Annotated in this window: 24 protein-coding genes and 1 tRNA gene; 13 read left to right on the forward strand and 12 right to left on the reverse strand. The window is 58.4% G+C overall.

Annotation, left to right across the window (positions count from 1 at the left end):
* Window positions 1–391 precede the first annotated feature (391 nt).
* Together AC2FI8_RS11965 and AC2FI8_RS11970 are read left to right on the forward strand one after the other, a co-directional pair.
* Window positions 392–1,147 carry a 3-hydroxyacyl-CoA dehydrogenase gene (locus AC2FI8_RS11965; RefSeq protein ID WP_496779219.1) on the forward strand — a complete coding sequence of 252 codons (756 nt, stop codon included), beginning with the start codon at window positions 392–394 and terminating at the stop codon, window positions 1,145–1,147.
* A 9-nt stretch (window positions 1,148–1,156) separates the two neighbouring features.
* Complete coding sequence (locus tag AC2FI8_RS11970; RefSeq protein WP_496779221.1) at window positions 1,157–1,708, forward strand: sugar O-acetyltransferase; 552 nt, start codon at window positions 1,157–1,159, stop codon at window positions 1,706–1,708.
* On the opposite strand, the gene AC2FI8_RS11975 is transcribed toward AC2FI8_RS11970, so the two are convergent.
* The 3 genes from AC2FI8_RS11975 to AC2FI8_RS11985 all read right to left on the reverse strand — a co-directional run bounded on the left by AC2FI8_RS11975 (window position 1,705) and on the right by AC2FI8_RS11985 (window position 4,887).
* On the reverse strand, window positions 1,705–3,513 hold the full coding sequence (locus AC2FI8_RS11975) for an ABC-F family ATP-binding cassette domain-containing protein (RefSeq protein ID WP_496779223.1): 1,809 nt from the start codon (window positions 3,511–3,513) through the stop codon (window positions 1,705–1,707). The two genes, AC2FI8_RS11970 and AC2FI8_RS11975, sit on opposite strands and share 4 nt — an antisense overlap.
* Before the next feature lie 67 nt (window positions 3,514–3,580).
* Entirely contained in the window at window positions 3,581–4,315 is a 735-nt protein-coding gene (locus tag AC2FI8_RS11980; protein ID WP_496767046.1) for a GNAT family N-acetyltransferase, read from the reverse strand.
* Between the two features lie 98 nt (window positions 4,316–4,413).
* Window positions 4,414–4,887 carry an outer membrane protein assembly factor BamE gene (locus tag AC2FI8_RS11985; protein ID WP_496723232.1) on the reverse strand — a complete coding sequence of 158 codons (474 nt, stop codon included), beginning with the start codon at window positions 4,885–4,887 and terminating at the stop codon, window positions 4,414–4,416.
* An 84-nt stretch (window positions 4,888–4,971) separates the two neighbouring features.
* Between AC2FI8_RS11985 and AC2FI8_RS11990 the strand changes: the two genes are divergently transcribed.
* From AC2FI8_RS11990 to AC2FI8_RS12025, 8 genes are all read left to right on the forward strand, one after another.
* On the forward strand, window positions 4,972–5,508 hold the full coding sequence (locus AC2FI8_RS11990) for a YceD family protein (protein WP_496779225.1): 537 nt from the start codon (window positions 4,972–4,974) through the stop codon (window positions 5,506–5,508).
* Window positions 5,509–5,714: 206 nt separating this feature from the next.
* Entirely contained in the window at window positions 5,715–5,921 is a 207-nt protein-coding gene (gene rpmF, locus AC2FI8_RS11995; protein ID WP_037316137.1) for a 50S ribosomal protein L32, read from the forward strand.
* 24 nt (window positions 5,922–5,945) lie between these two features.
* Window positions 5,946–7,034, forward strand: coding sequence for a phosphate acyltransferase PlsX (plsX, locus tag AC2FI8_RS12000; protein WP_496723236.1), 1,089 nt, complete (start codon window positions 5,946–5,948; stop codon window positions 7,032–7,034).
* A gap of 21 nt (window positions 7,035–7,055) precedes the next feature.
* A complete protein-coding gene (locus tag AC2FI8_RS12005; protein WP_109311337.1) occupies window positions 7,056–8,027 on the forward strand; it encodes a beta-ketoacyl-ACP synthase III in 972 nt (323 codons plus the stop codon).
* A 96-nt stretch (window positions 8,028–8,123) separates the two neighbouring features.
* On the forward strand, window positions 8,124–8,426 hold the full coding sequence (ihfA, locus tag AC2FI8_RS12010) for an integration host factor subunit alpha (RefSeq protein ID WP_496723238.1): 303 nt from the start codon (window positions 8,124–8,126) through the stop codon (window positions 8,424–8,426).
* Window positions 8,427–8,444: 18 nt separating this feature from the next.
* Window positions 8,445–9,077: a MerR family transcriptional regulator gene (locus AC2FI8_RS12015; RefSeq protein WP_496779226.1), complete on the forward strand. Its 633-nt coding sequence runs from the start codon at window positions 8,445–8,447 to the stop codon at window positions 9,075–9,077.
* 61 nt (window positions 9,078–9,138) lie between these two features.
* Window positions 9,139–9,215 (forward strand) — tRNA-Pro (locus AC2FI8_RS12020).
* A 61-nt stretch (window positions 9,216–9,276) separates the two neighbouring features.
* Window positions 9,277–10,356 carry a 2'-deoxycytidine 5'-triphosphate deaminase gene (locus AC2FI8_RS12025; protein WP_496779228.1) on the forward strand — a complete coding sequence of 360 codons (1,080 nt, stop codon included), beginning with the start codon at window positions 9,277–9,279 and terminating at the stop codon, window positions 10,354–10,356.
* Window positions 10,357–10,408: 52 nt separating this feature from the next.
* On the opposite strand, the gene AC2FI8_RS12030 is transcribed toward AC2FI8_RS12025, so the two are convergent.
* The 6 genes from AC2FI8_RS12030 to argS form a co-directional block, all read right to left on the reverse strand.
* Window positions 10,409–10,579: a hypothetical protein gene (locus AC2FI8_RS12030; protein ID WP_158541293.1), complete on the reverse strand. Its 171-nt coding sequence runs from the start codon at window positions 10,577–10,579 to the stop codon at window positions 10,409–10,411.
* A gap of 63 nt (window positions 10,580–10,642) precedes the next feature.
* Window positions 10,643–11,299 (reverse strand): SMC-Scp complex subunit ScpB, encoded by a 657-nt coding sequence (gene scpB / locus AC2FI8_RS12035; RefSeq protein WP_282151414.1) that lies wholly within the window; start codon window positions 11,297–11,299, stop codon window positions 10,643–10,645.
* On the reverse strand, window positions 11,292–12,086 hold the full coding sequence (locus AC2FI8_RS12040) for a segregation and condensation protein A (protein ID WP_113789426.1): 795 nt from the start codon (window positions 12,084–12,086) through the stop codon (window positions 11,292–11,294). The genes scpB and AC2FI8_RS12040 overlap by 8 nt, the downstream gene beginning before the upstream one ends.
* Window positions 12,076–13,083 (reverse strand): beta-N-acetylhexosaminidase, encoded by a 1,008-nt coding sequence (nagZ, locus tag AC2FI8_RS12045; RefSeq protein WP_496738383.1) that lies wholly within the window; start codon window positions 13,081–13,083, stop codon window positions 12,076–12,078. Before nagZ ends, AC2FI8_RS12040 begins: the two co-directional genes overlap by 11 nt.
* Window positions 13,080–14,192: an SPOR domain-containing protein gene (locus AC2FI8_RS12050; RefSeq protein ID WP_496767041.1), complete on the reverse strand. Its 1,113-nt coding sequence runs from the start codon at window positions 14,190–14,192 to the stop codon at window positions 13,080–13,082. The genes nagZ and AC2FI8_RS12050 overlap by 4 nt, the downstream gene beginning before the upstream one ends.
* A gap of 39 nt (window positions 14,193–14,231) precedes the next feature.
* Window positions 14,232–15,977: an arginine--tRNA ligase gene (argS, locus tag AC2FI8_RS12055; protein ID WP_496779230.1), complete on the reverse strand. Its 1,746-nt coding sequence runs from the start codon at window positions 15,975–15,977 to the stop codon at window positions 14,232–14,234.
* 131 nt (window positions 15,978–16,108) lie between these two features.
* On the opposite strand from argS, the gene AC2FI8_RS12060 reads away from it, so the two are divergent.
* Window positions 16,109–16,660, forward strand: coding sequence for a putative pterin-binding protein (locus AC2FI8_RS12060; protein ID WP_496779232.1), 552 nt, complete (start codon window positions 16,109–16,111; stop codon window positions 16,658–16,660).
* On the opposite strand, the gene AC2FI8_RS12065 is transcribed toward AC2FI8_RS12060, so the two are convergent.
* Window positions 16,661–17,803 (reverse strand): deoxyguanosinetriphosphate triphosphohydrolase, encoded by a 1,143-nt coding sequence (locus AC2FI8_RS12065; protein WP_496779234.1) that lies wholly within the window; start codon window positions 17,801–17,803, stop codon window positions 16,661–16,663. It abuts the gene before it with no gap.
* 76 nt (window positions 17,804–17,879) lie between these two features.
* Between AC2FI8_RS12065 and AC2FI8_RS12070 the strand changes: the two genes are divergently transcribed.
* Window positions 17,880–18,203, forward strand: a complete 324-nt coding sequence (locus AC2FI8_RS12070) for a HesB/IscA family protein (RefSeq protein WP_058277565.1) — start codon at window positions 17,880–17,882, stop codon at window positions 18,201–18,203.
* 60 nt (window positions 18,204–18,263) lie between these two features.
* Window positions 18,264–19,043 carry an exodeoxyribonuclease III gene (gene xth, locus AC2FI8_RS12075; RefSeq protein WP_496767038.1) on the forward strand — a complete coding sequence of 260 codons (780 nt, stop codon included), beginning with the start codon at window positions 18,264–18,266 and terminating at the stop codon, window positions 19,041–19,043.
* 4 nt (window positions 19,044–19,047) lie between these two features.
* On the opposite strand, the gene AC2FI8_RS12080 is transcribed toward xth, so the two are convergent.
* Window positions 19,048–20,199, reverse strand: a complete 1,152-nt coding sequence (locus tag AC2FI8_RS12080; RefSeq protein ID WP_496779236.1) for an FAD-dependent monooxygenase — start codon at window positions 20,197–20,199, stop codon at window positions 19,048–19,050.
* A 70-nt stretch (window positions 20,200–20,269) separates the two neighbouring features.
* Window positions 20,270–20,692 (reverse strand): RNA polymerase-binding protein DksA, encoded by a 423-nt coding sequence (gene dksA / locus AC2FI8_RS12085; protein ID WP_058274529.1) that lies wholly within the window; start codon window positions 20,690–20,692, stop codon window positions 20,270–20,272.
* Window positions 20,693–21,002 lie beyond the last annotated feature (310 nt).

Genomic DNA, 21,002 nt, shown 5'->3' on the forward strand with positions numbered 1-21,002 from the left:
ACAAAGCGTCTGATAGTCGCCGGCGTTGGCTGCTATCCGCGCAGTTCTCGCATTGCACACATCCGTCGCAGCATACGCAGTGGTTACTATCATAGCTCCTATGAATGGAGAGGCCACCAATGCCGAAACAGTGGATTTCAGTTTAATTCGCATCACTTAGCTCCTTGCGCCTTAATACCCAGGTGCGTCAGGGTCTTCGGTTACACTGTGGGAGCCGCAAATGAAGCGCAGGTAAGTTCCCGCTAAAGATGCGTTAATGAAGGCTCGCCACAACTCGTTACAATGATCACGGCACTAGTTGTGACGATCTCTTGTCGTGAATATACAACATCTACCCAAGCCGCAAAGTTTAATGAGGCGGGAAAATGTCAAAATCTTGAGAGGTCGCCTAATGCAACTTTCAAATTCAGCCACAATTATCACCGGCGGGGCGTCGGGGTTGGGTGAGGCGACGGCTCGGTACTTCGCCGAACAAGGCGCGCAGGTCACGATCCTGGATCGCGACGCCGAGCGTGGCCCCAAGGTCGCCGAGGACATCGGCGGGCATTTCGTACAAACAGATGTAACCGATGAAGAATCGGTTGCGGCGGCCATCGAGCACGCTAAGGGCAAGATGGGCCGCATTACGGCTGCGGTGAACTGCGCCGGGATCGCATATGGGATCAAGACCGTCGGCAAGGATGGCCCCCACCCTTTGGACGCATTTCAGCGCACAATCGACATCAATCTGGTGGGTACGTTCAACGTTTCGCGCCTGGCCGCAGCCGAGATGGCAAAGAATGATCCCGAACCGGACGGCGCGCGCGGAGTAATCATCAACACGGCCTCAATCGCAGCATTCGACGGGCAAAAGGGACAAGCGGCCTATGCGGCCTCGAAGGGCGGCGTCGTTGGCATGACGCTGCCGATGGCGCGCGATCTGGCCTCAACCGGCGTTCGCGTGATGACCATCGCTCCGGGGATTTTCATGACGCCGATGCTGGCGGGCCTGCCTGAGGAAGTTCAACAACAACTGGCGGCAGATGTCCCCAACCCTGCCCGCCTCGGCGATCCGAACGAATACGGGCGGTTGGCGGGTTTCATTGTCGAGATGGGCTACTTGAACGGAGAAGTCATCCGCATCGACGGCGCCCTTCGTATGCGTTAAGCCTGTCCCATGACAGAGCGGGAAAAGATGCAGTCCGGGCAGTGGTATAACTGCCTGGACACGGAACTTGAGGCGCTGCGCACCCGTGCCCGGCACGCAGTCCACACACATAACACCTGCCCGCCTGATGCCCGTGGTGCCATGGCACCCGAGCTGCGGGAGTTGTTCGCACGCGTCGGGCAGGATTGCTTACTTGAGGCACCGTTTCATTGCGCCTACGGGCTTAACATACACCTCGGCGCCCGGGTCTATTTCAACGCCGGCTGCGTCGTTCTGGACACCGCACAGGTTCGGATCGGAGATGACACGATGTTCGGCCCGCACGCACAGATCTATTGCGCGCAGCACGCCAAAGACCCCGTTGAGCGTGCAAAAGGTTTGGAAATCGGGATACCGGTGACCATTGGCCGAAACGTCTGGGTTGGCGGAGGTGCCATCGTGATGCCCGGCGTCACCATCGGCGACAACGCCATTATTGGCGCAGGCAGCGTTGTGACCAAAGACGTCGCGGCCGGAGAAGCGGTTGTCGGCAACCCTGCCCAACCGTTGACGCGCCCCTAAGCGCCCTCGGCCTTTTCCTCAAGCACCAGCCACTCTTCTTCTGCGGCGGCCAGTTTCTCTTGCCGTTCGACCAGCGCCTCGGTCGCCTTCTGGAACTTGACTGGTTCACGGGTGAACAGCTCAGGATCTGACATAAGCTCTTCCAGCTTGCCGATTTCGGCCTCTAGGCGGGCAATCTCGGCAGGCAATTTCTCAAGCCGATGCTTTTCCGAGAAAGATAGTCCTGATTTCGGCTGCGCCTCTTGCTTTTGCTTTGACTTCGAAGTCTTTGCTTTTTCAGCTTTCTTTTCCGCTACGTCACCCCGTTGCGCGATGTAGTCCGACCAACCGCCCGCATAAACGGTCGCGCGGCCATTGCCCTCCATCGCAATCGTTGTGGTGGCAACGCGGTCCAGAAAATCCCGATCGTGGCTGACCAGCAGGACGGTGCCGTCATAGTCGTCGAGCAGTTCCTGCAACAGGTCCAGCGTTTCGACATCCAGATCGTTGGTCGGTTCGTCCAGCACCAACAGGTTCGAGGATTTGGCCATCAGTTTCGCCAACAGCAAACGCGCTTTTTCCCCACCTGACAATGACTTAACCGCCGCTCTTGCCTGCGCATCATCAAACAGGAATTCCTTGAGGTAGCCGACCACATGCTTGGGCTGGCCCCCAACCATCACTTGATCCGCTTTGCCTGATACCCGCATTTCGGGGTCCCCAGTCAGGCTGTCCCACAGGGTCATTTCGGGGTCCAACTGCGCGCGGGCCTGATCGAACACCGCAATCTCAAGGTTGGTGCCCAGCGTCACTGTTCCCTCGTCGGGCTGTTCCTGACCCAGCAACATCTTAAGCAACGTCGTCTTGCCCACACCGTTGGGCCCGACAAAAGCCACGCGATCCCCACGTTGTGCCAGAAGATCAAAGTTTCTAACGATCTGATGCGCGCCAAAAGACTTGGACAACCCTTTGGCTTCAATCACTTTTCGCCCAGACTTTGGTCCGCCTTCCAGCGACATTGCCGCTGATCCCTGACGCTTGATCTGCGCAGCCTTTTCAGCGCGCAAAGCCTGCAAAGCCCGCACCCGGCCCTGATTTCGCTTGCGCCGTGCACTGATACCTTCGACAGCCCATTTGGCCTCGGACTTGATCAGACGATTCAGCTTGTGACGCTGCTGATCCTCTTCTTCCCAAATCTTGTCGCGCCAGGTTTCAAAAGCCTCGAACCCTTGCTCCTGCCGCCGTACCATGCCGCGGTCGATCCACAACGTCGCGCGGGTCAACGCGCGTAAAAACGCACGGTCATGTGAAATCAGAACAAAGGCTGCTCGGGTCGATCCCAGTTCGCGTTCGAGCCAGGCAATTGCTTCGATATCCAGATGGTTCGTCGGCTCGTCCAGCAGCATCAGGTCTGGCGCTTCGGCCATCAGCTTGGCCAATGCCGCCCGGCGACGCTCGCCACCCGAAGCGGTTTCAACCGGGCGGGAGGGATCGAACTTCAGCCCCTCGCCCGCGCGTTCGACCTTGTACAGCTCACCCGGTTCCAATCCGCTGGACGCGTAATCGCCCAATGTCGCGAACCCTTCCATGCCGGGGTCCTGCTCCATGTAGCCAACAGATTTTCCGGGCGGCACCACGATGTCACCCTGATCAGGCTCGACCAGACCTGCCATGACTTTCATCAGGGTCGACTTTCCCGACCCGTTTCTCCCAACCAAGGCCACGCGGTCGCCCGGCTGAACCACCAGGTCCAGCCCCGAAAACACCGGATCGCCCCCGAAAGTCAGGGATATGCCGGACATCTGCAACAAAGGAATTCTCGCCATGCCGCCAGCTAAACCGGTGGGCACAAGGCGTCAACGTCCCTGTTTCACCTTTTCGAAAATACTCAATCTAGCGGACCACTGCGCGCAGCAACCGTTTACGGGCCGGGGGGATCGCTCCGATCTCAAGCCCGGTGAATACATGCAGCGTATTCATATGCCGATCCACCACCGCATGGTCACTGACCCAGCCGCCCATCATCAGATAGGTGCGCAACAATGGAGGCATCCGCGACATCGCCTTTTTAACGTCAGGCCTGCGCCGCAAGCGAGAAGCAAACTTGAATACATCGGGGGCCTTGACCCGCGGCAACCAACGCTTTGGCGCCAAATGCCGTTGCTTCAACATGGCAAAAGCGTCCAGATACTCGACCGTTTCGGTTCCTGCAAAGGATGAACAGCCGAACAACATCTTGACGTTGTTCTCGTCCACGTAATTGGTCATCGCCCCCCAGGCGACCCGCAGGATATCAGGGTCTGTCCATTCCGGGTGAATGCAGAAACGGCCCATTTCGACCATGCGGCCGTCGAACCCTTTGAGTGCAGACAGATCATAGAACTGGGCAGAATAACTGCTGTCAACCTCGGCCCCGTGCTCCATTGTCAGCATTCTGAAACAACACACCAGCCGTCCATCGGAGCGCGAATCTTCAACAAGGATATGCGCGCAGACCGGATCAAATTCATCCCGGTCAATCTGATCCGTCCCGAATGCCAGAGTTCGCAGTTTCTGCGCCGCCGCCACATCCTGAGGGGACTGCGCCAAACGAGCCCGGTATCTGCCCTTGCCCAGCAATAATGCCATGGTCGCATCCTCCGCGGTTGCTGACCTGCTTCATGTTGCAACGGTTCTACCACAGAACATGTGACTGTCCTGTGACCGTCGCAAGAGGCAGTGCAGACTTAATTCGCGCCCGGAATGTTCGCAGGGTTGAAGTTGCCGATATTGCCCAGCAGCTGGCGCAGGAAGCCACGGTTCTGAACGCTGGATTCGGTCACGCGGCGGTCCAGTACCACCACATATCCATCCTCAAGACCAAAACGTTCTATGTTCCGCACAACACCACGCTGGTCAAAGCTGATCGCAACCAGTTCGCGCGACACCACTTCGGGGCGCTTCGGACCGTAGTGGCGCACGCGAGAGCGGACATAGTAAAAACCCGAATCCTTCACCAGCCCGGCAGAGGTGGGCGCTCCGATTGTTTCAACAACGCTGTCGCGGGTATCGACGCCCACTTTGATCTCAGCCAGTTGGTCAGCCGGCGGGACGTATCCGTGATTCTTGAAGATTGGCGTGCAAGCGCCAGCCGCAACCAAACAGGCCGCAAAGACAAGCCTTTTGGACGCCGGTTTCAACCTGTTCACAACCTTCAACATTTACATCCTCTTGCCTTGGGACCTTGCGGACCCTATCCGATTACATAAACCGCAGCCCCGGTTCAACACACGAAAGGGTCACGAATGACGACTAATACATCTCTGCGGGTGGCCGACCTGCCCCAAAACGCGCCCACGCCGTTTGATCTGCGCCCCGATAGCAAGGGCCTGGACGCGATCAAAACCGAACTGGGATTGTTGGGCCTGCGCAAGCTCAGCTTTGTGGGTGACGTAAGGGCACAAGGTAAACGCGATTGGATTCTTGCCGGAAAACTGGGGGCGACGGTGATTCAACCCTGTGTCGTGACGCTTGAACCCGTAACCACGCGCATCGATATTCCTGTATCACGGGTCTATCTGAAAGACCGGCAAAACCCCGACGAGCCTGAATTCGAAATCCCCGAAGGCGATGAGACCGAAGCGCTGGGCGCGGAAATCGACCCCGCATCGGTGATGATTGAGGCGCTGTCGCTTGCCCTGCCCCAATACCCACGGAAGGACGGCGCAGAATTGGAACAGGCCGGCTATACTGAGCCGGGCAAACAGGCGATGACGGACGAAGACGCAAAGCCCTTTGCCGGACTGGCGAATTTGCGCGATGCTTTGAAAAAAGACGAGTGACATAGGTCTGTTTTCCTGTCATAGCAGGCCTCCAGAAAAATCGCTTGAACATGCCGAGAATCGCAGTATTTTCGCGCGCTCAACGGAATTTGGGTTGGACATTGCGGGGCCCGTCCCCTAAACGCGCGTCAAACCACTAGAAAAACGAAGAATGAAACCCGGCCAGCAGCGAATCTGCTGACCCTTAATAGACAAAGGTTGAGACCATGGCTGTCCAACAGAACAAAGTTTCCAAGTCGCGCCGCAACAATCGCCGCGCACATGACGCTCTGGTTGCTGCAAACCCGAACGAATGCGCAAACTGTGGCGAACTGAAGCGCCCGCACCACGTCTGCGCGTCCTGCGGCCATTATGATGACCGTGAAGTCGTCGCTCAGGCCGACGAAATCGACCTGGACGAAGACGCGGCCTAAGCCTCATAACTCGTAGGCCAAGGCATGACGGAACAGCCCACGCAAACCGGACGGATTACCATCTCGGTTGACGCTATGGGCGGAGATTCGGGGCCCGCGACTGTTGTTGCGGGCATTGCCAAATCGGCAAATAAGAACCCCGATATCGCCTTCGTTCTGCACGGGCCCGAGCAAAAGCTGCGCAAACTTGTCGCCAAACGGCGTGTCCTGCAGGGACGCGTCGTTTTTCGTGATTGCCCTGACGTAGTCACGATGGAGGACAAGCCCAGTCAGGTCGTCCGCAGCGGCAAGCAGACGTCAATGTGGTCGACACTGGAATCAGTGCGCAAAGGCGAAGCCCACGGCGCAGTTTCCTGCGGCAATACCGGCGCGCTGATGGCACTGTCGATGATGCGTTTGCGCAAATTGCCAGGTGTGAACCGCCCGGCAATTGCGATTCTGTGGCCGTCGCGCAACCCGCAAGGGTTCAACGTAATGCTGGATGTCGGCGCCGATGTGCGGGCCGACGCCAAAGATCTGCTGCAATATGCGCTGATGGGGGCGTCTTATGCCCGCAACGGCATGGCGCTGGATCGGCCCCGGATCGGTTTGCTGAATGTCGGCACCGAAGAACACAAAGGTCGGGCCGAACTGAAAGAAGCCCACGCGATGATCACGGAATTCGCAGAGCAGGCGAATTTTGACTTCGTAGGCTTCGTGGAAGGCAGCGACATTCCCGGCGACAAGGCGGATGTCATTGTTACCGATGGCTTTACCGGAAACGTCGCGATCAAAACCGGCGAAGGCACGGCCAGCCTGATCGGTGATCTGTTGCGCGAGGCCTTCAAATATTCCCCCCTGTCCCGGCTCGCATCGGTTTTGGCCATCACCTCGCTGCAACGGTTGAAGAAACGCATCGACCCACGCCGCGTGAATGGCGGTGTCTTCCTTGGCCTCAACGGAACCGTGGTCAAATCACATGGTGGCGCAGATGCCACCGGAGTTTCGGCGGCGATCAAACTGGCCTTTACCCTGGCCGAGTCGGGTTTTGCCGAAAAATTGGCGGCACGGGTTGCATCGACAGCCCAGCTTGCACAAGATGCCGCGCACGTACCGCCAAAGGCGGGCGAATAACAATAAAGGCAGTACCCCCAAATGGCAGGCCGTTCAGTTGTTGTAGGTGTCGGACACTATTTGCCAGAGCGCATCGTTCCGAACTCTGAATTTGAAAAGACGCTAGATACGTCGGACGAGTGGATCAAAGCTCGCTCGGGAATCGAACGCCGCCACTTTGCTGCTGATGGCGAAACCACGTCCGATCTGGCGACCAACGCTGCCTTGGCCGCCCTGGCCGATGCTGGCCTGAAGGCCGAGGATATCGACGCCATCATTCTGGCGACATCAACGGCTGACCTGACTTTCCCTTCTGCCGCGACGATGGTGCAGGCGCGCCTGGGCATGACCCATGGATTCGCGTTTGACGTGCAAGCCGTCTGTGCTGGCTTTGTCTTTGCCCTCAGCAACGCCAACGCTTTGATCGTGTCCGGTCAGGCCAAACGTGTGCTGGTCATCGGCGCCGAGACGTTTTCGCGCATCATGGATTGGACAGATCGATCCACCTGTGTGCTGTTTGGCGACGGTGCCGGCGCGTTGATTCTTGAGCTGCAGGACAGCGAAGGAACCGCGCAGGATCGCGGCATTCTTTCGACCGACCTGAATTCTGACGGACGCTACAAGGATTTGCTCTATGTCGACGGCGGTGTGTCGACCCAATCGACTGGGCATCTGCGGATGCAGGGCAATCAGGTGTTCCGCCACGCGGTCGAAAAGCTGGCGAAAACTGCAGAAACCGCCCTGGGGCGTGCCGGTCTGACCAACGCGGACGTCGATTGGATCGTGCCACATCAGGCCAACATCCGCATCATTCAGGGCACTGCTAAGAAAATGGGCCTGCCGATGGATAACGTCGTCGTAACGGTCCAGGATCATGGCAACACGTCTGCCGCATCGATTCCTCTGGCCCTGTCAGTGGGCAAACAACGGGGCCAGATCAAGACCGGCGATCTGATCGTGACCGAGGCTATCGGTGGCGGCCTGGCCTGGGGCGCGGTGGTTCTGCGCTGGTAACCGGCGCAAAACGGCTTACACAGCCTCGTGCAATTCATTGATATTGACAGCGAATTTGCCATCACCATATTCTCTTATATCAACAGGGGAAATGGTATGGGCGATAAAACACTGACGCGAATGGATCTGAGCGAGGCTGTTTTCCGCGAGGTTGGCCTTTCACGTAATGAAAGTGCGCAGCTTGTCGAAAGCGTCTTAAACCACATGTCGGACGCACTGGTCCAAGGTGAACAGGTCAAGATTTCATCGTTTGGTACGTTCAGTGTTCGGGACAAAACCGCCCGCATCGGCCGTAATCCAAAAACCGGCGAAGAGGTGCCAATTCAGCCTCGCCGCGTCCTGACGTTCCGCCCGTCGCACCTGATGAAGGATCGCGTCGCCGCAGGGAATCGCAAGTAAATTCGGGACGAAACGGTCATGAGCAAGTCCCCCGACGCCTTTCGCACAATAAGTGAAGTTGCGGACTGGTTGGGCGTTCAAGCTCATGTCCTGCGCTTCTGGGAAAGCCGTTTCAGCCAGGTAAAACCCGTCAAACGCGCGGGTGGCCGCAGGTATTACCGGCCAAACGATATGCGCCTTTTGGGCGGTATCAAGAAACTGCTGCACGAGGACGGGATCACCATCAAAGGTGTCCAGCGCATCCTGCGCGAACAAGGCGTGGCCTATGTGTCCTCGCTGTCGCCCAGCCTGGATGAGCCCGCTGCGCCTGAAAGCGCCCCGGCAGACGACACTGTTGTCGTGCCCTTTTCCGCCAAGCCTGCCACGCCCAGCAATCAGATCGATCTGGACCTGGGCGAACCGGCCCCGATGGCCAAGACGACTGCGCCGGCTGAACAAGCCCCTCAAGCTGAGACGCCCCCCCAGCAATCAAAAGCAGAGCCACCTCAGCCCGCGCCCGAGTATCTGGATGAAGCCCCCTTGATAGGCGGAATCGCCACACAAGCGTGGGAACGGACCGATTTTGACGACGACCTCCTGCGTCGGATCGCGCCTATCGCCAAGGACTTGCGCGCTGTCATCAACCGAATTGAGAACCGGTCGGCAGGATAAGAAAAAAGGCGATGATTTCCTCTTGCCCCTGCCGGGAAAGTCTTTATGAACACCTCAACGTCGGGCTATGGCGCAGCCTGGTAGCGCGTCCGTCTGGGGGACGGAAGGTCGCAGGTTCGAGTCCTGCTAGCCCGACCAAATCACACCGACGTTTATGGCAGACAGGCCAGATCCCGCTCTGGCAACAGAGGGGATCGGAATGACAGGTGTATGCCCAAACCAACAGATCGAGGCAATGATCGGCCGCAGAGAGATCACCGCAAGCCCCGAGGTTATCCCGGCACAAATCCAACCCGCTAGCCTTGATTTACGTTTAGGTACAGTTGCTTACCGGGTCCGCGCCTCATTCCTTTCGGGCGAAGGACGCACGGTCGCAGATCGTTTGGCCGAGTTTGAGATGCACCGCATCGACATTACCGACGGCGCAGTGCTGGAAAAAGGCTGCGTCTATCTGGTGCCGCTGATGGAATCACTGGCCCTGCCCGCCGATACCAGCGCGGTGGCAAATGCCAAAAGCTCGACAGGGCGGTTGGATCTTCTGACACGTACAATCACCGATGGTGGCACCGAGTTTGACCGCGTACCAGCAGGCTATACCGGGCCGCTTTTTGCCGAGATCTGTCCACGCTCATTCTCGGTTCTGGTGAGACCGGGCATGCGGCTGAACCAGATTCGCTTTCGTCAGGGTCAGGCAGTGCTCAGTGATGCGGAACTGACCGCGCTGCACAACGACTCGCCACTGGTCGACGGACCGGCAGTCATTCAGGATGGGCTGGGGTTCTCGGTCGACCTGCAATTGCCCGACACTGATCTGGTCGGATTTCGGGCCAAGCCGCATACCGGTGTGATCGATCTGGACCGGATTGGCGAATATGATCCGCAGGAATACTGGGAAGAGGTACGCACCACCGACGGTCGCATCATCCTTGACCCCGGCGCATTCTACATCCTGGTCAGCCGCGAAGCAGTCCACATCCCGCCCATGTATGCGGCTGAAATGGCTCCCTATCTTGCAATGGTCGGCGAGTTCCGGGTGCACTATGCCGGATTCTTTGATCCCGGCTTCGGTCACGCGGCAGCAGGCGGAGCGGGTTCACGGGGCGTGCTGGAAGTACGCTGCCACGAAGCCCCCTTTGTTCTGGAACATGGGCAGGTCGTCGGGAGGCTGGTCTATGAGAAGATGGCCGAAATGCCCACGCAGCTTTACGGTGCGGGTATCGCGTCAAACTATCAGGGACAGGGGCTGAAACTGTCCAAACACTTCAAGGCTATTGGTTAACACTTCTTGAACCGGCGCATATGCGCTTCACGCGCTGCGCCGGGCTTACCTGCTAGGCTTGACGATTGCTGTCGTCATTTGTGCCCGAGTCATGAGGCACAGCCGATCTTTGTTTCGGCTTTCCCATCCGGCCCGCCACATCAAAACCCTTGTCGATTCCTTTGTTGACGACCCGCCGCATGATCTGGCGGATGATCATGTCGATGATGCGATTCATATTCATTGCTCAACTCCTCAGCTTGGCCTCAACATAGGTGATTCCAACGGCAACAAAAGGGCCAAGTTATCACTCTTCCTCGAACAGCTCGGTCTGGTCCTCATCTTCGCTGTCATCACGCCCTTCGCCCAATGGCATCGTGCCCGGGGGGGGCCGGTTTTCCAGCAACCCAGCAGCCCGCAATTCCTTGAGCCCCGGAAGATCGCGGGCGTTTTCCAACCCGAAATGGTCCAGAAACTGTGGCGTCACAACAAAGGTGACCGGACGGCCGGGTGTCATCCGGCGACGGCCCAAACGGATCCACTCCATTTCCAACAGTTGATCGATTGTACCGCGCGAAACCGAGACGCCCCGGATCTCTTCGATCTCGGCACGGGTGCAGGGCTGATGATAGGCGACGATGGCCAGCGTTTCGATGGCAGCTCGGCTCAACTTGCGGGTTTCAACCGTTTCCTTTTGCATCAGAAAGCCCAGATCGGGGGCGGTTCGAATGGCCCAAGCCTCACCCACGCGGACAACACGGACACCCCGGCCTTCATACCGTTTCTGCAGAATTTCAACCGCTTGCGCCGCGTCGCTGCCATGCGGCATCCGCGCCTCAAGATCGGCGATCGTTACCGGTTCGGAACTGGCGAACAACACGGCCTCGACCATGCGCTCCTGCTCCGCCAAGGGTGGCGCTTCGAACAGAGTGCCGGTGCCTTCGTCTTGCGGTTCGTCAGTCACGTGTGTCAGTCCTTTTGCGCAAATGGATCGGAGCAAACGTCTCGGTTTGCTTCATCTCCATATGTCCTTCTTTCACCAGTTCAAGCGAGGCAGCAAAGGTCGCTGCAGTGGCCGAGCGGCGACGCACCGGGTCAGCGTCCCAGCCCTCGGGCAGATAGGATTCCATATCCGTCCAAGCCCCGGCAAACCCGATCAGCGGGCGCATCCGCTCTAGCGCCTGTTCCATTGTGAAAACTGAATCGCGGTCCATAACAAAGGGGCGGAACTCGTCACGAGTTCGGATACGGGCGTATCCCTGCATCAGATCCAGCAGCGTGGCAGAGTAGGTCACGGTGCGAATACGGGTGATATCCTCACCCTGCCCGCGTTTAAAGAAATCGCGCCCCAGTTGATCACGGGCCATGAGACGCGCGGCTGAGTCGCGCATGGCTTGCAGGCGTTCCAACTGGAACGCCAGGTGCGCGGCCAGTTCTTCGCCCGAAGGACCATCATCATCCGGGTCCGGTGGCAACAAAAGCCGGGATTTGAGGAAGGCCAGCCATGCGGCCATGACCAGATAGTCTGCCGCCAGTTCAATCCGCAGCGCGCGGGCCTTTTCCACAAAGGACAGATACTGCTGCGCAAGCGCGAGAACCGAGATTTTCCGAAGGTCGACCTTTTGGGTTCGCGACAGGGTCAACAATACATCCAACGGGCCTTCGAACCCGTCGACATCAACAATCAACGCCTCTGCCGCAAGACGATCCGCGACCGAGGCCGGGTCTTCGCTAAAGAGATTATCGTTCATATACCTGCCTGCCCATTAGGGCAGATAGTTCAGCCTCAGTCGCTTGGATGTCAAGTTCCACAGGCTTCTGTCGCATCGACAACGCCTTTTCCGCGCGCTTTTGTGCCTGCGCGGTCATTTCCCCGGCGGCTTCCAGCACCTTGGCGCGCGCGTCCAACGTTCCGTTACAGTGCAGAACCACGTCGCACCCTGCGGCCAGTGACTGACGCGCAATGTCTTCGGGCGCGCCACTCAGCGCTTTCATCGAGATATCGTCAGTCATGATCAGACCGTCAAAACCGATATTGTCGCGGATCAGCCCGATCATCGCAGACGAAATTGTGGCCGGTTGCGGATCAATCCGATCGTAAACCAGATGCGCCGTCATCCCCATCGGCAGATCGTTCAGCGCCCGAAACGGTTCGAAATCCGCTTGCTCCAGCTGGTCCTGTGTCAGGTCCACATGCGGCAGGTCATGGTGGCTGTCCAGCGTTGCCAATCCATGCCCCGGCATGTGCTTGAGAACTGGCAACACACCCCCATCCAGATGGCCTTTGGCAACCGCGCGCCCAAGAGCTGAAACCCGTTTGGGATCAGAGCCATAACAGCGGTTCTTCAAAAACGCATGGGTATCGTCGCGCGCCAAATCGACCATCGGGGCGCAGTTGCTGTCAATGCCAAGCTCGAATAGCTCTTTTGCGATCAGTCGATACCGCAGGTACATGGCGCGTTCCGCCTGATCCCCTGCGCGGCCCACATGATCCAGGGGCGGCATCCATTCGCGTGCCAATGGCGCGCGCAGACGCTGCACACGGCCACCTTCCTGATCGATGGTGATAAGGCAATTGCGCCCTACGGCATCACGAAAGTCATCGCATAGGGCGCGAACTTGTTCAGCTGTATCAATGTTGCGCGCAAACAAAATGAACCCGAATGGGTTCATCTGCTGGAATAGTCTCTTTTCCTCTGACGTCAGGCGCAGCCCTTCGGCATCGGTGATCGCAGCACCGAATGTCACCGAACGGCAACCGGGATACAGTCTGCACCTTGTGCGACCAGAGCGGCACAGAACTGACGCGAGTCGCTCAGGTCATCAAACCCAAGAACACGCAGACGATAGAATGTCCGACCGCCACTTGAGGTCTTCTGGATAACACGTTGTTTTCCAGCCATATACTCGCCAAAGTGGCCATTCATGCGATCCCATTCCGCACGGGCCACATCCGAGCTTTCATACGCACCGAGCTGGGCCATGCGCGTGCCTTTGGAAAGGGTATTCGGATCCACGTCCACGCCAACGGCGGCTTTGACAGCGGCGTTGATCGCAGCTTCGGTACTGCTGTTGGATGAAATCCCGCTTGGCGTCGCTCGGGCTGGGCGCGTGGACGGACGCAGGGACCGGCGGACACCGGGCAGTGCCGCCAGTTCCGGGTCCGGTAATTGTGCGGCCAGATCAGCAGGATCAATGGCCGGCTCTTCCTCGGGCAGTGCCAACGAGGCGAGTTGTACGCCCTGCTCTGCCGGTTCATTCGCTTTCGCCGCCCCACCGGCCAATTCGGCAACCAGGGCATCGACTGTATTCTGGCGCAGCTGCGCAGCCTCTTGATCCGAGATCTCTTCTTCGACGACATGCACGGCCTGCGTCGGCTTCAGCGGTTCAACAGGCGTATCTTCGTCTGTCAGCGAAACCGGGCGCGGCGCAAGGATCAAGCGATCTGCTGGCGGCGCTGCCGTTCCAACGGCTGCCACGGCATTGACGGCCAGACCCTGGTGATCGGCCGGGGTGCCGCCGGGGTTTTCCGGCTGAATGCGCATTGGCCCTTCGATGGCGCGAACAACAGGCACGCCACTAACGTCGCGCATCACCAGTTTGAAGCCCCAGACGCCAATCCCGGCGACCAATGCCAGCGACGCTACTGCACCCATGACGTTGACGATACGGCCCAGCCCTGCCCCTCGCGGAGCCTGTTCATAGCCATAGGAGTCGTCGGGATACTCATACCCATCCTCAGGATGCGGCTGATTCGTGTAATGCATCTCCTCGGGGCGCATCTGCCCCGAGTAATCGTAACTTGCCATGTCCGCCTCACCGCCCGATTGCGCCTTAAAAAGTGGCGCGCGGGTCATTTCTTGCCTACCTCGTACCGGCGCGTCGGGCGGTGTTAGTTACCGCATCTCCTGTGCCGGAGTGACGCCAAGAATACCCAAGCCCGCTGAAATCACAACAGAAACGGCCCGGGCCAATGCGATTTTTGATTGGCTTGTGGCAACATCGCCATCCTGAATGAATCGCAGTTGCGTTTCATCGTTGCCCTTATTCCATAGCGCGTGGAAGTCACCCGCCAGCTCATACAGGTAAAAGGCAACCCGATGCGGTTCATTGGTGCGTGCGGCAATTTCGATCAGACGCGGCCATTCAGCCAGCTTTTTGGCCACCGTCAGCTCTGCGGCATGGTCGATCTTGCCAAGATCAGCACCCTTGAGGGTCGCGTCATCCGTAGCGATTTCCGCCTCGGCGGCACGGCGCAGTACGCTCATGACACGTGCATGGGCGTATTGCACGTAGAACACAGGGTTCTCGCGGCTTTGTTCCAGCACCTTGTCGAAATCGAAGTCCAGCGGCGCGTCGTTCTTGCGGGTCAGCATTACGAACCGGGTCACGTCCGGGCCAACTTGATCGACCACATCGCGCAGAGTGACAAAGTTCCCTGCCCGCTTGGACATCTTGAACGGCTCGCCATTCTTCCACAGCTTTACCAGCTGCGTCAGCTTGATATCCAACGGAACCTTGCCATCGGACAGGGCCGAAACAGCTGCTTTCATCCGTTTGACATAGCCGCCATGGTCCGCACCAAACACGTCGATCAGCGCATCAAAGCCACGGGTCACCTTGTCATAGTGATAGGCGATATCCGGGGCGAAATAGGTCCAGCTACCGTCCGATTTCTTGACCGGGCGGTCGACGTCATCACCACGCTCGGTCGATTTAAACAGGGTTTGCTCGCGTGGCTCCCAATCCTCGGGCTTTTTGCCTTTGGGTGGTTCCAGTACGCCTTCGTAGATCAAGCCCTTATCGGTCAGGGACTTAAGCGCAGCCTCAATCCGGCCTGTGCCATAGAGGGATTTCTCCGAGAAGAACACATCCATCTCAACACCCAGCGCCTTCAGGTCGGCGCGGATCAGATCCATCATTGCGTCGGTCGAAAACTCGCGCAGCTCTTCCAGCCAGTCGCTTTCCGGCTTGTCGATCAGGCTGTCGCCGTATTTCTCTTTCAGCGCCTCACCGATCGGGATCAGATAGTCACCGGGGTACAGCCCCTCGGCGATCTCGGGGCTCAGCCCGTTGGCCTCGCGATAGCGCTCATACGCGGACCGCGCCAGTACATCTACCTGCGCGCCCCCGTCGTTGATGTAGTATTCACGTGTCACGTCATGGCCCGAATACGCCAGCAAGCTTGCCAGCGCGTCACCGAACACGGCACCACGCGTATGGCCCACATGCAGCGGGCCTGTGGGGTTGGCCGAGACATACTCGACGTTGACCTTCTGGCCATGCCCCATGTTGGAACGGCCATAATCCGTGCCCTTTTCCAGCACAGCGGCCAGAACGCTCTGCCACACAGACGGCGCAAGCCGCAGGTTCAAGAACCCCGGCCCGGCCACCTCAGCGCTGGTGATCCGATCATCAGCAGCCAGCTTTCCGGCCAACACGTCAGCGATGTCGCGCGGCTTCATCTTGGCCGGTTTCGCCAGCACCATCGCGGCGTTGGTTGCCATATCGCCATGCGCTGCATCACGCGGCGGTTCGACCGCTACGTTGTCAAAACTCAGCCCCTCGGGCAATACGCCTTCGGACTGCATCTGTGCCAGCGCGTCCAGCACGAGGCCGCGGATCTCGGAAAACAGGTTCATTTCGGATGTCCTTTTGCTTGCCCGGCGGTTTACCACGCAAAGCGGCAAGGTCAATGGAAGCGATCAGTTTGGGCTTGGATTAGCGGTAGACTCAGCTAACGTCGGTGGAAATTCAAGCCGGAGACACCCCTATGCGCCTTGCCCTGCCCATCGCATTTGTTCTGACCTCTGCCCTGCCGCTTTGGGCCGACATGCCTGAACCGCAAGGCCATGTACTTTTGACCCTTGGCGGAGCAGTCACGGAAACCAACCTGCCAACCCGCGGTGAAAACGATGGCGGTCTGCTGGGATACTTGGAGGTTCAGCACGACGGAGCCGCCGGCTTTGATGCGGCCATGTTGGACGGGCTGGAGCAGGTTGAAATCACTATTCCTTACGGCCCCGAAGACAATCAGAGAGACATCGCCTTTTCCGGGCCACGCCTGTCGGACCTGTTGATCATGGCCGGGGCCGAAGGAAAAACCGCCAAGCCAATGGCTATGGATGGCTATCAGTCTGAAATTCCTTGGGACAGCATCACCGCCCATCAACCCATCGTCGCGACCCATGCCGACGGCTCACCGATGGGTGTTGGCGGCTATGGCCCCACTATGATCGTCTTCCCCCCGACCGATGACCCTGACCTGGCCGCCGAACAGTCCGGCCAACAGGTCTGGGCGATCGCCTATATCGGGGTCGAGTGATCAGGTACCAGCCAGCCTTGCATGATCCTGCAGGGCAAATCGGTCGGTCATGCCTGCAATGTAGTCCGAGACAATCCGCGCCAGCGCTGTTTCATCGCTGGCCGCCTCAATATCCTCATGCCAGCGCGCGGGCATCTGTTTCGGATCGTTCATGTAGATTGGGAACAGATCTTCCACGACTTTGCTAACCTCGGCGCGCACATCCATGACGCTGGGCGCGCGGTACATCTGCTTGAACAAAAAGGCGCGGATTTCCCTGAGTTGCGCCCACAAACCGCCCGAGAACTGGATCACCGGATAACCAAGATTGCGAATTTCCTCGACGGTCTCCGCGCCCGAACTCGTGATCAGCCCACGCGACGTGACAATCACATCGGAAACCATGACGCCGAAAACACGGCGCAGCGCCTCATGCCGGCGCCGATAAGAATCCAAACCCGGATATCTCCGATCCACCTCGGCATAGCAGTCACCGACGATAGGCAATTGCCCGATTTCATCATCCGTGAACAGACCCGCCCTCAACCCGTCCAACAGGTCATGGTTGTTATAGGCTATGTCATCCGAAAGGGCGGCAACTTGTGCTTCGGCACTGGCATGAGTGTACAGCTCAAGATCGAAACCCGCGTTGCACTCGGCCAGCGCCCACGGCAAATCACCGGTGACCGGCCCGTTATGCTTGGCGATCCCCTCTAGGCACTCCCATGTCAGGTTGCATCCGTCAAACTCGGCATAGTGGCGTTCCAGCTTCGTGACGATGCGAATGGCCTGTGCGTTGTGGTCAAATCCGCCGTAAGGCTCCATGAGCGCGTGTAGGGCATCTTCGCCCGTATGTCCGAACGGTGTGTGTCCCAGATCATGCGCCAACGCCACGGCCTCGGTCAGCTCGCCGTTCAAGCCCAAAGCTCCGGCGATTGTTCGCGCGACCTGTGCAACTTCGATAGAATGGGTCAGGCGCGTGCGATAGCTGTCGCCCTCGTGCTCTACAAACACTTGTGTCTTGTGCTTAAGCCGCCGAAACGCGCTGGCGTGAATGATCCGGTCCCTGTCACGTTGAAAGCATGACCGGAAACTGCTTTCCTCCTCTGGCACAAGCCGCCCCCTGGCGCGGCCTGGGTTCGAGGCAAAACCCGCTATGTTCAAAGGCCTTGTCCTTGTCGCCTGTCCTTGCACTTTCTATATTGTAAGGCGTAAAGGAAATAAACCTTTGGAGTTTGGCATGAATCTGCCCCCCACAGTTACAGAACGCGCCTTTGAACGTCTCGCCGAGATCGGTGCAGCCGATCAGGGACAAGCCCTGCGCGTCGCAGTGGAAGGCGGCGGATGTTCCGGATTTCAATACGAAATCGCGTTGGACGAACCGAAAGAAGACGACCTTGTGCTGGAAGGCAAAGGCCAGAAAGTGATCGTCGACGCGATTTCGTTGCCGTTTTTGGAAAACGCGGTGATCGATTTTACGCAGGAACTGATCGGCGCGCGGTTTGTGATCGAGAACCCCAACGCTACCTCTTCCTGCGGCTGCGGCACTTCATTTTCAATGTGACCTTGCCCTGCCCGCGCGGTTGAGGGATAGATCAACCGGCAGCCAGCCGGAGGATCGCGCATGAAAATCGCCACGTTCAACATCAACGGCATCAAAGCGCGAGCCGAAGCCCTGCCCCGTTGGCTGGATGACGCGCAGCCGGACGTCGTTTTGCTGCAAGAGATCAAGTCGATCGACGAGAATTTTCCCCGCGAACTATTTGAAGAGCGCGGTTACAACGTCGAAACCCACGGGCAAAAGAGCTTCAACGGCGTGGCGATCCTGTCCAAGCTGCCACTTGAAGATGTGACTCGGGGCCTTCCTGGTGACGACGAGGACGAACAGGCCCGTTGGATTGAGGCGACCGTCATTGGCAAAAAAGCCCTTCGGATCTGCGGTCTGTATTTGCCGAACGGTAACCCGGTGCCGGGTCCGAAATACGAATACAAGCTGTCCTGGATGGAGCGGCTATATGACCGCGCGCGCGATTTGCTGACGAGCGAAGAGCCCGCGCTAATGGCTGGGGATTACAACATCATCCCGCAGGCCGAAGACGCAAAACGTCCAGATGCATGGCGCGAGGATGCTCTGTTCCGGCCGGAAAGCCGCGCCGCGTTTCTCAAGATCCTGAATCTGGGGTTCACGGAAGCGTTCCGCGCCGTCACCCAAGGTCCTGAGCATTATTCGTTCTGGGACTACCAGGCCGGTGCCTGGAACCGGAATGACGGGATCCGTATCGACCATTTTCTTCTTACGCCGCAGGCCGCCGATCTGTTGCGCGATTGCAGGATTGATGCCGAGATTCGCGGGCATGAAAAGCCCTCGGACCATGTCCCGGTCTGGGTCGACTTGGACCTGTGAAACCTCAGGCCGTCGCGTCGTAGCTGTATATCCAGTCGTATTTCCGAGACAATCGTGGCCCGACCGCCATCAGAGCCGCCTGTGCGGCCAACCGCATCGGGCCGCGCAGGTGGAAATTTCGGGCATTGGCACCAGCCGCAGCCACCACGCGCTGCGCCCTTCGGTGACGGCGGGTTTCATAGGTGGACAGCGCCTGCTCTATCCCGGATTGATCATCAAAAGATCGGGCCAGGACCCACGCATCTTCAAGCGCAAGACAGGCACCCTGCGCCATAAAGGGGAGTGTCGGGTGAGCCGCATCCCCTAACAATGCAATGCGCCCGTTCTGCCAGCGTTCTGCGACGGGTCGCAGAAACAACGCCCAGATGTGGGGTTCCCGTACCTGCCCCAGAATTTCCCCGACCACGCCGCCAAAGTCGGAAAATCGAGCGCGCAGTTCCTCGGGGTCGCCGCGTCGGCGCCAGCCTTCTTCCTGCCAATCGGATCGTTCCTCGATCGCGACAACGTTCATCAAAGTGTGATCGCGCAGAGGATACGTGACAACGTGCCGGCCCGGCCCCATCGTCAGAACGGCGCGCGGTTTGGGATCGCGACGCGCCCAAGGAATCGTCGCGCGCCAGGCCACCTGATGGGTGAATTTTGGTGCTTCGGGCCCGTTCAGGTCTGCGCGGATCGTGCTTCGCCCACCGTCGGCGGCAATCACACAATCAACGTGCCGGTCTGTACCATCTTCCAGAATAATCTCGGATCCGGAGGGATGTTTGCGCACCTGCGCAACTCGTGCGCCCAGTCGAAACTCGACACCGTCCCGAAGCGCTGCTTTGTGCAGCAATCCCAGCAGGTCAGCACGATGGTAGTAGTAGGTCGGTCCAGCGGCCGGTGCCGGTATCTCACTGACAGATCGCCCTGCCCGATAGTCGCGCAACACCGTTCCGTGGGACCGCTGGCCCCCCTCCGGCGTTTCACCGACAACGTTCAGAGCACGCAGTACGACCATTCCGTTGGCGCTGATCTGCAAGCCGGCGCCGACCTCGGTCAATTCGGCTGCCTGCTCAAAAACCACGACCTGAGCGCCGCGTTGCCGCAACGCCAGAGCGGCGGCGATCCCACCGATACCACCACCGATGATGCCAAATTTCAGACCGTTGATATTCATATCACTGGCTTAAAGCAAAAACGCCGGAGCAAAAGACCCCGGCGTTTGAGAATTCTGATTTTTCCAGCGATCAATCGTCGCGGTGGACCTTTTCGCGGCGCTCGTGGCGTTCCTGCGCCTCTAGCGTCATCGTCGCAATCGGGCGCGCATCAAGACGTTTCAGCGAAATCGGGTCGCCCGTCTTCTCGCAATATCCGTATTCGCCTTCGTCGATCCGACGCAGGGCCGAGTCAATCTTGGCCACCAGCTTGCGCTGGCGATCACGTGTCCGCAGTTCCAGCGCACGATCAGTTTCCTCGCTTGCGCGGTCTGCGACGTCCGGGATGTTGCGAGTGTTGTCCTGCAGCCCTTCGATCGTATCGCGGCTGCCTGCCAAAAGTTCAGTTTTCCAATCCAGCAGCTTACGACGAAAATACTCTAACTGCTTGTCGTTCATGAATGGTTCGTCTTCGGCTGGACGATAATCCTCTGGCAGAAATACTTCCTGCTTCATTTTTGCTCCCTCGGTGTGGCCTGCAACGCCGGTCACCTTTGCTTCACCTGACATGCGGCAATCCCCTTCTGCGGAGCGTTTATCCGACAGCGGGGGGAATGTCACTATGGAAACTTAGCCCGGCTGCGTGCTGTTTCAGGTCGTCTAAATATGAGACTTTAAACAACAAATCCTTGTTTTTCTGTGAAAATTGACAGGCATTTTTGGGGCGTTCCCAAAATTGTCGCGCCCTACGTTGGCATCCGAATCAACCAAAGGCATTGGAGTCGCACGTCAATTTCGCCCTGCGCGACGCAGCGACCTGTCTTGT

The organism is Ruegeria sp. CDSB029, from assembly GCF_059611125.1.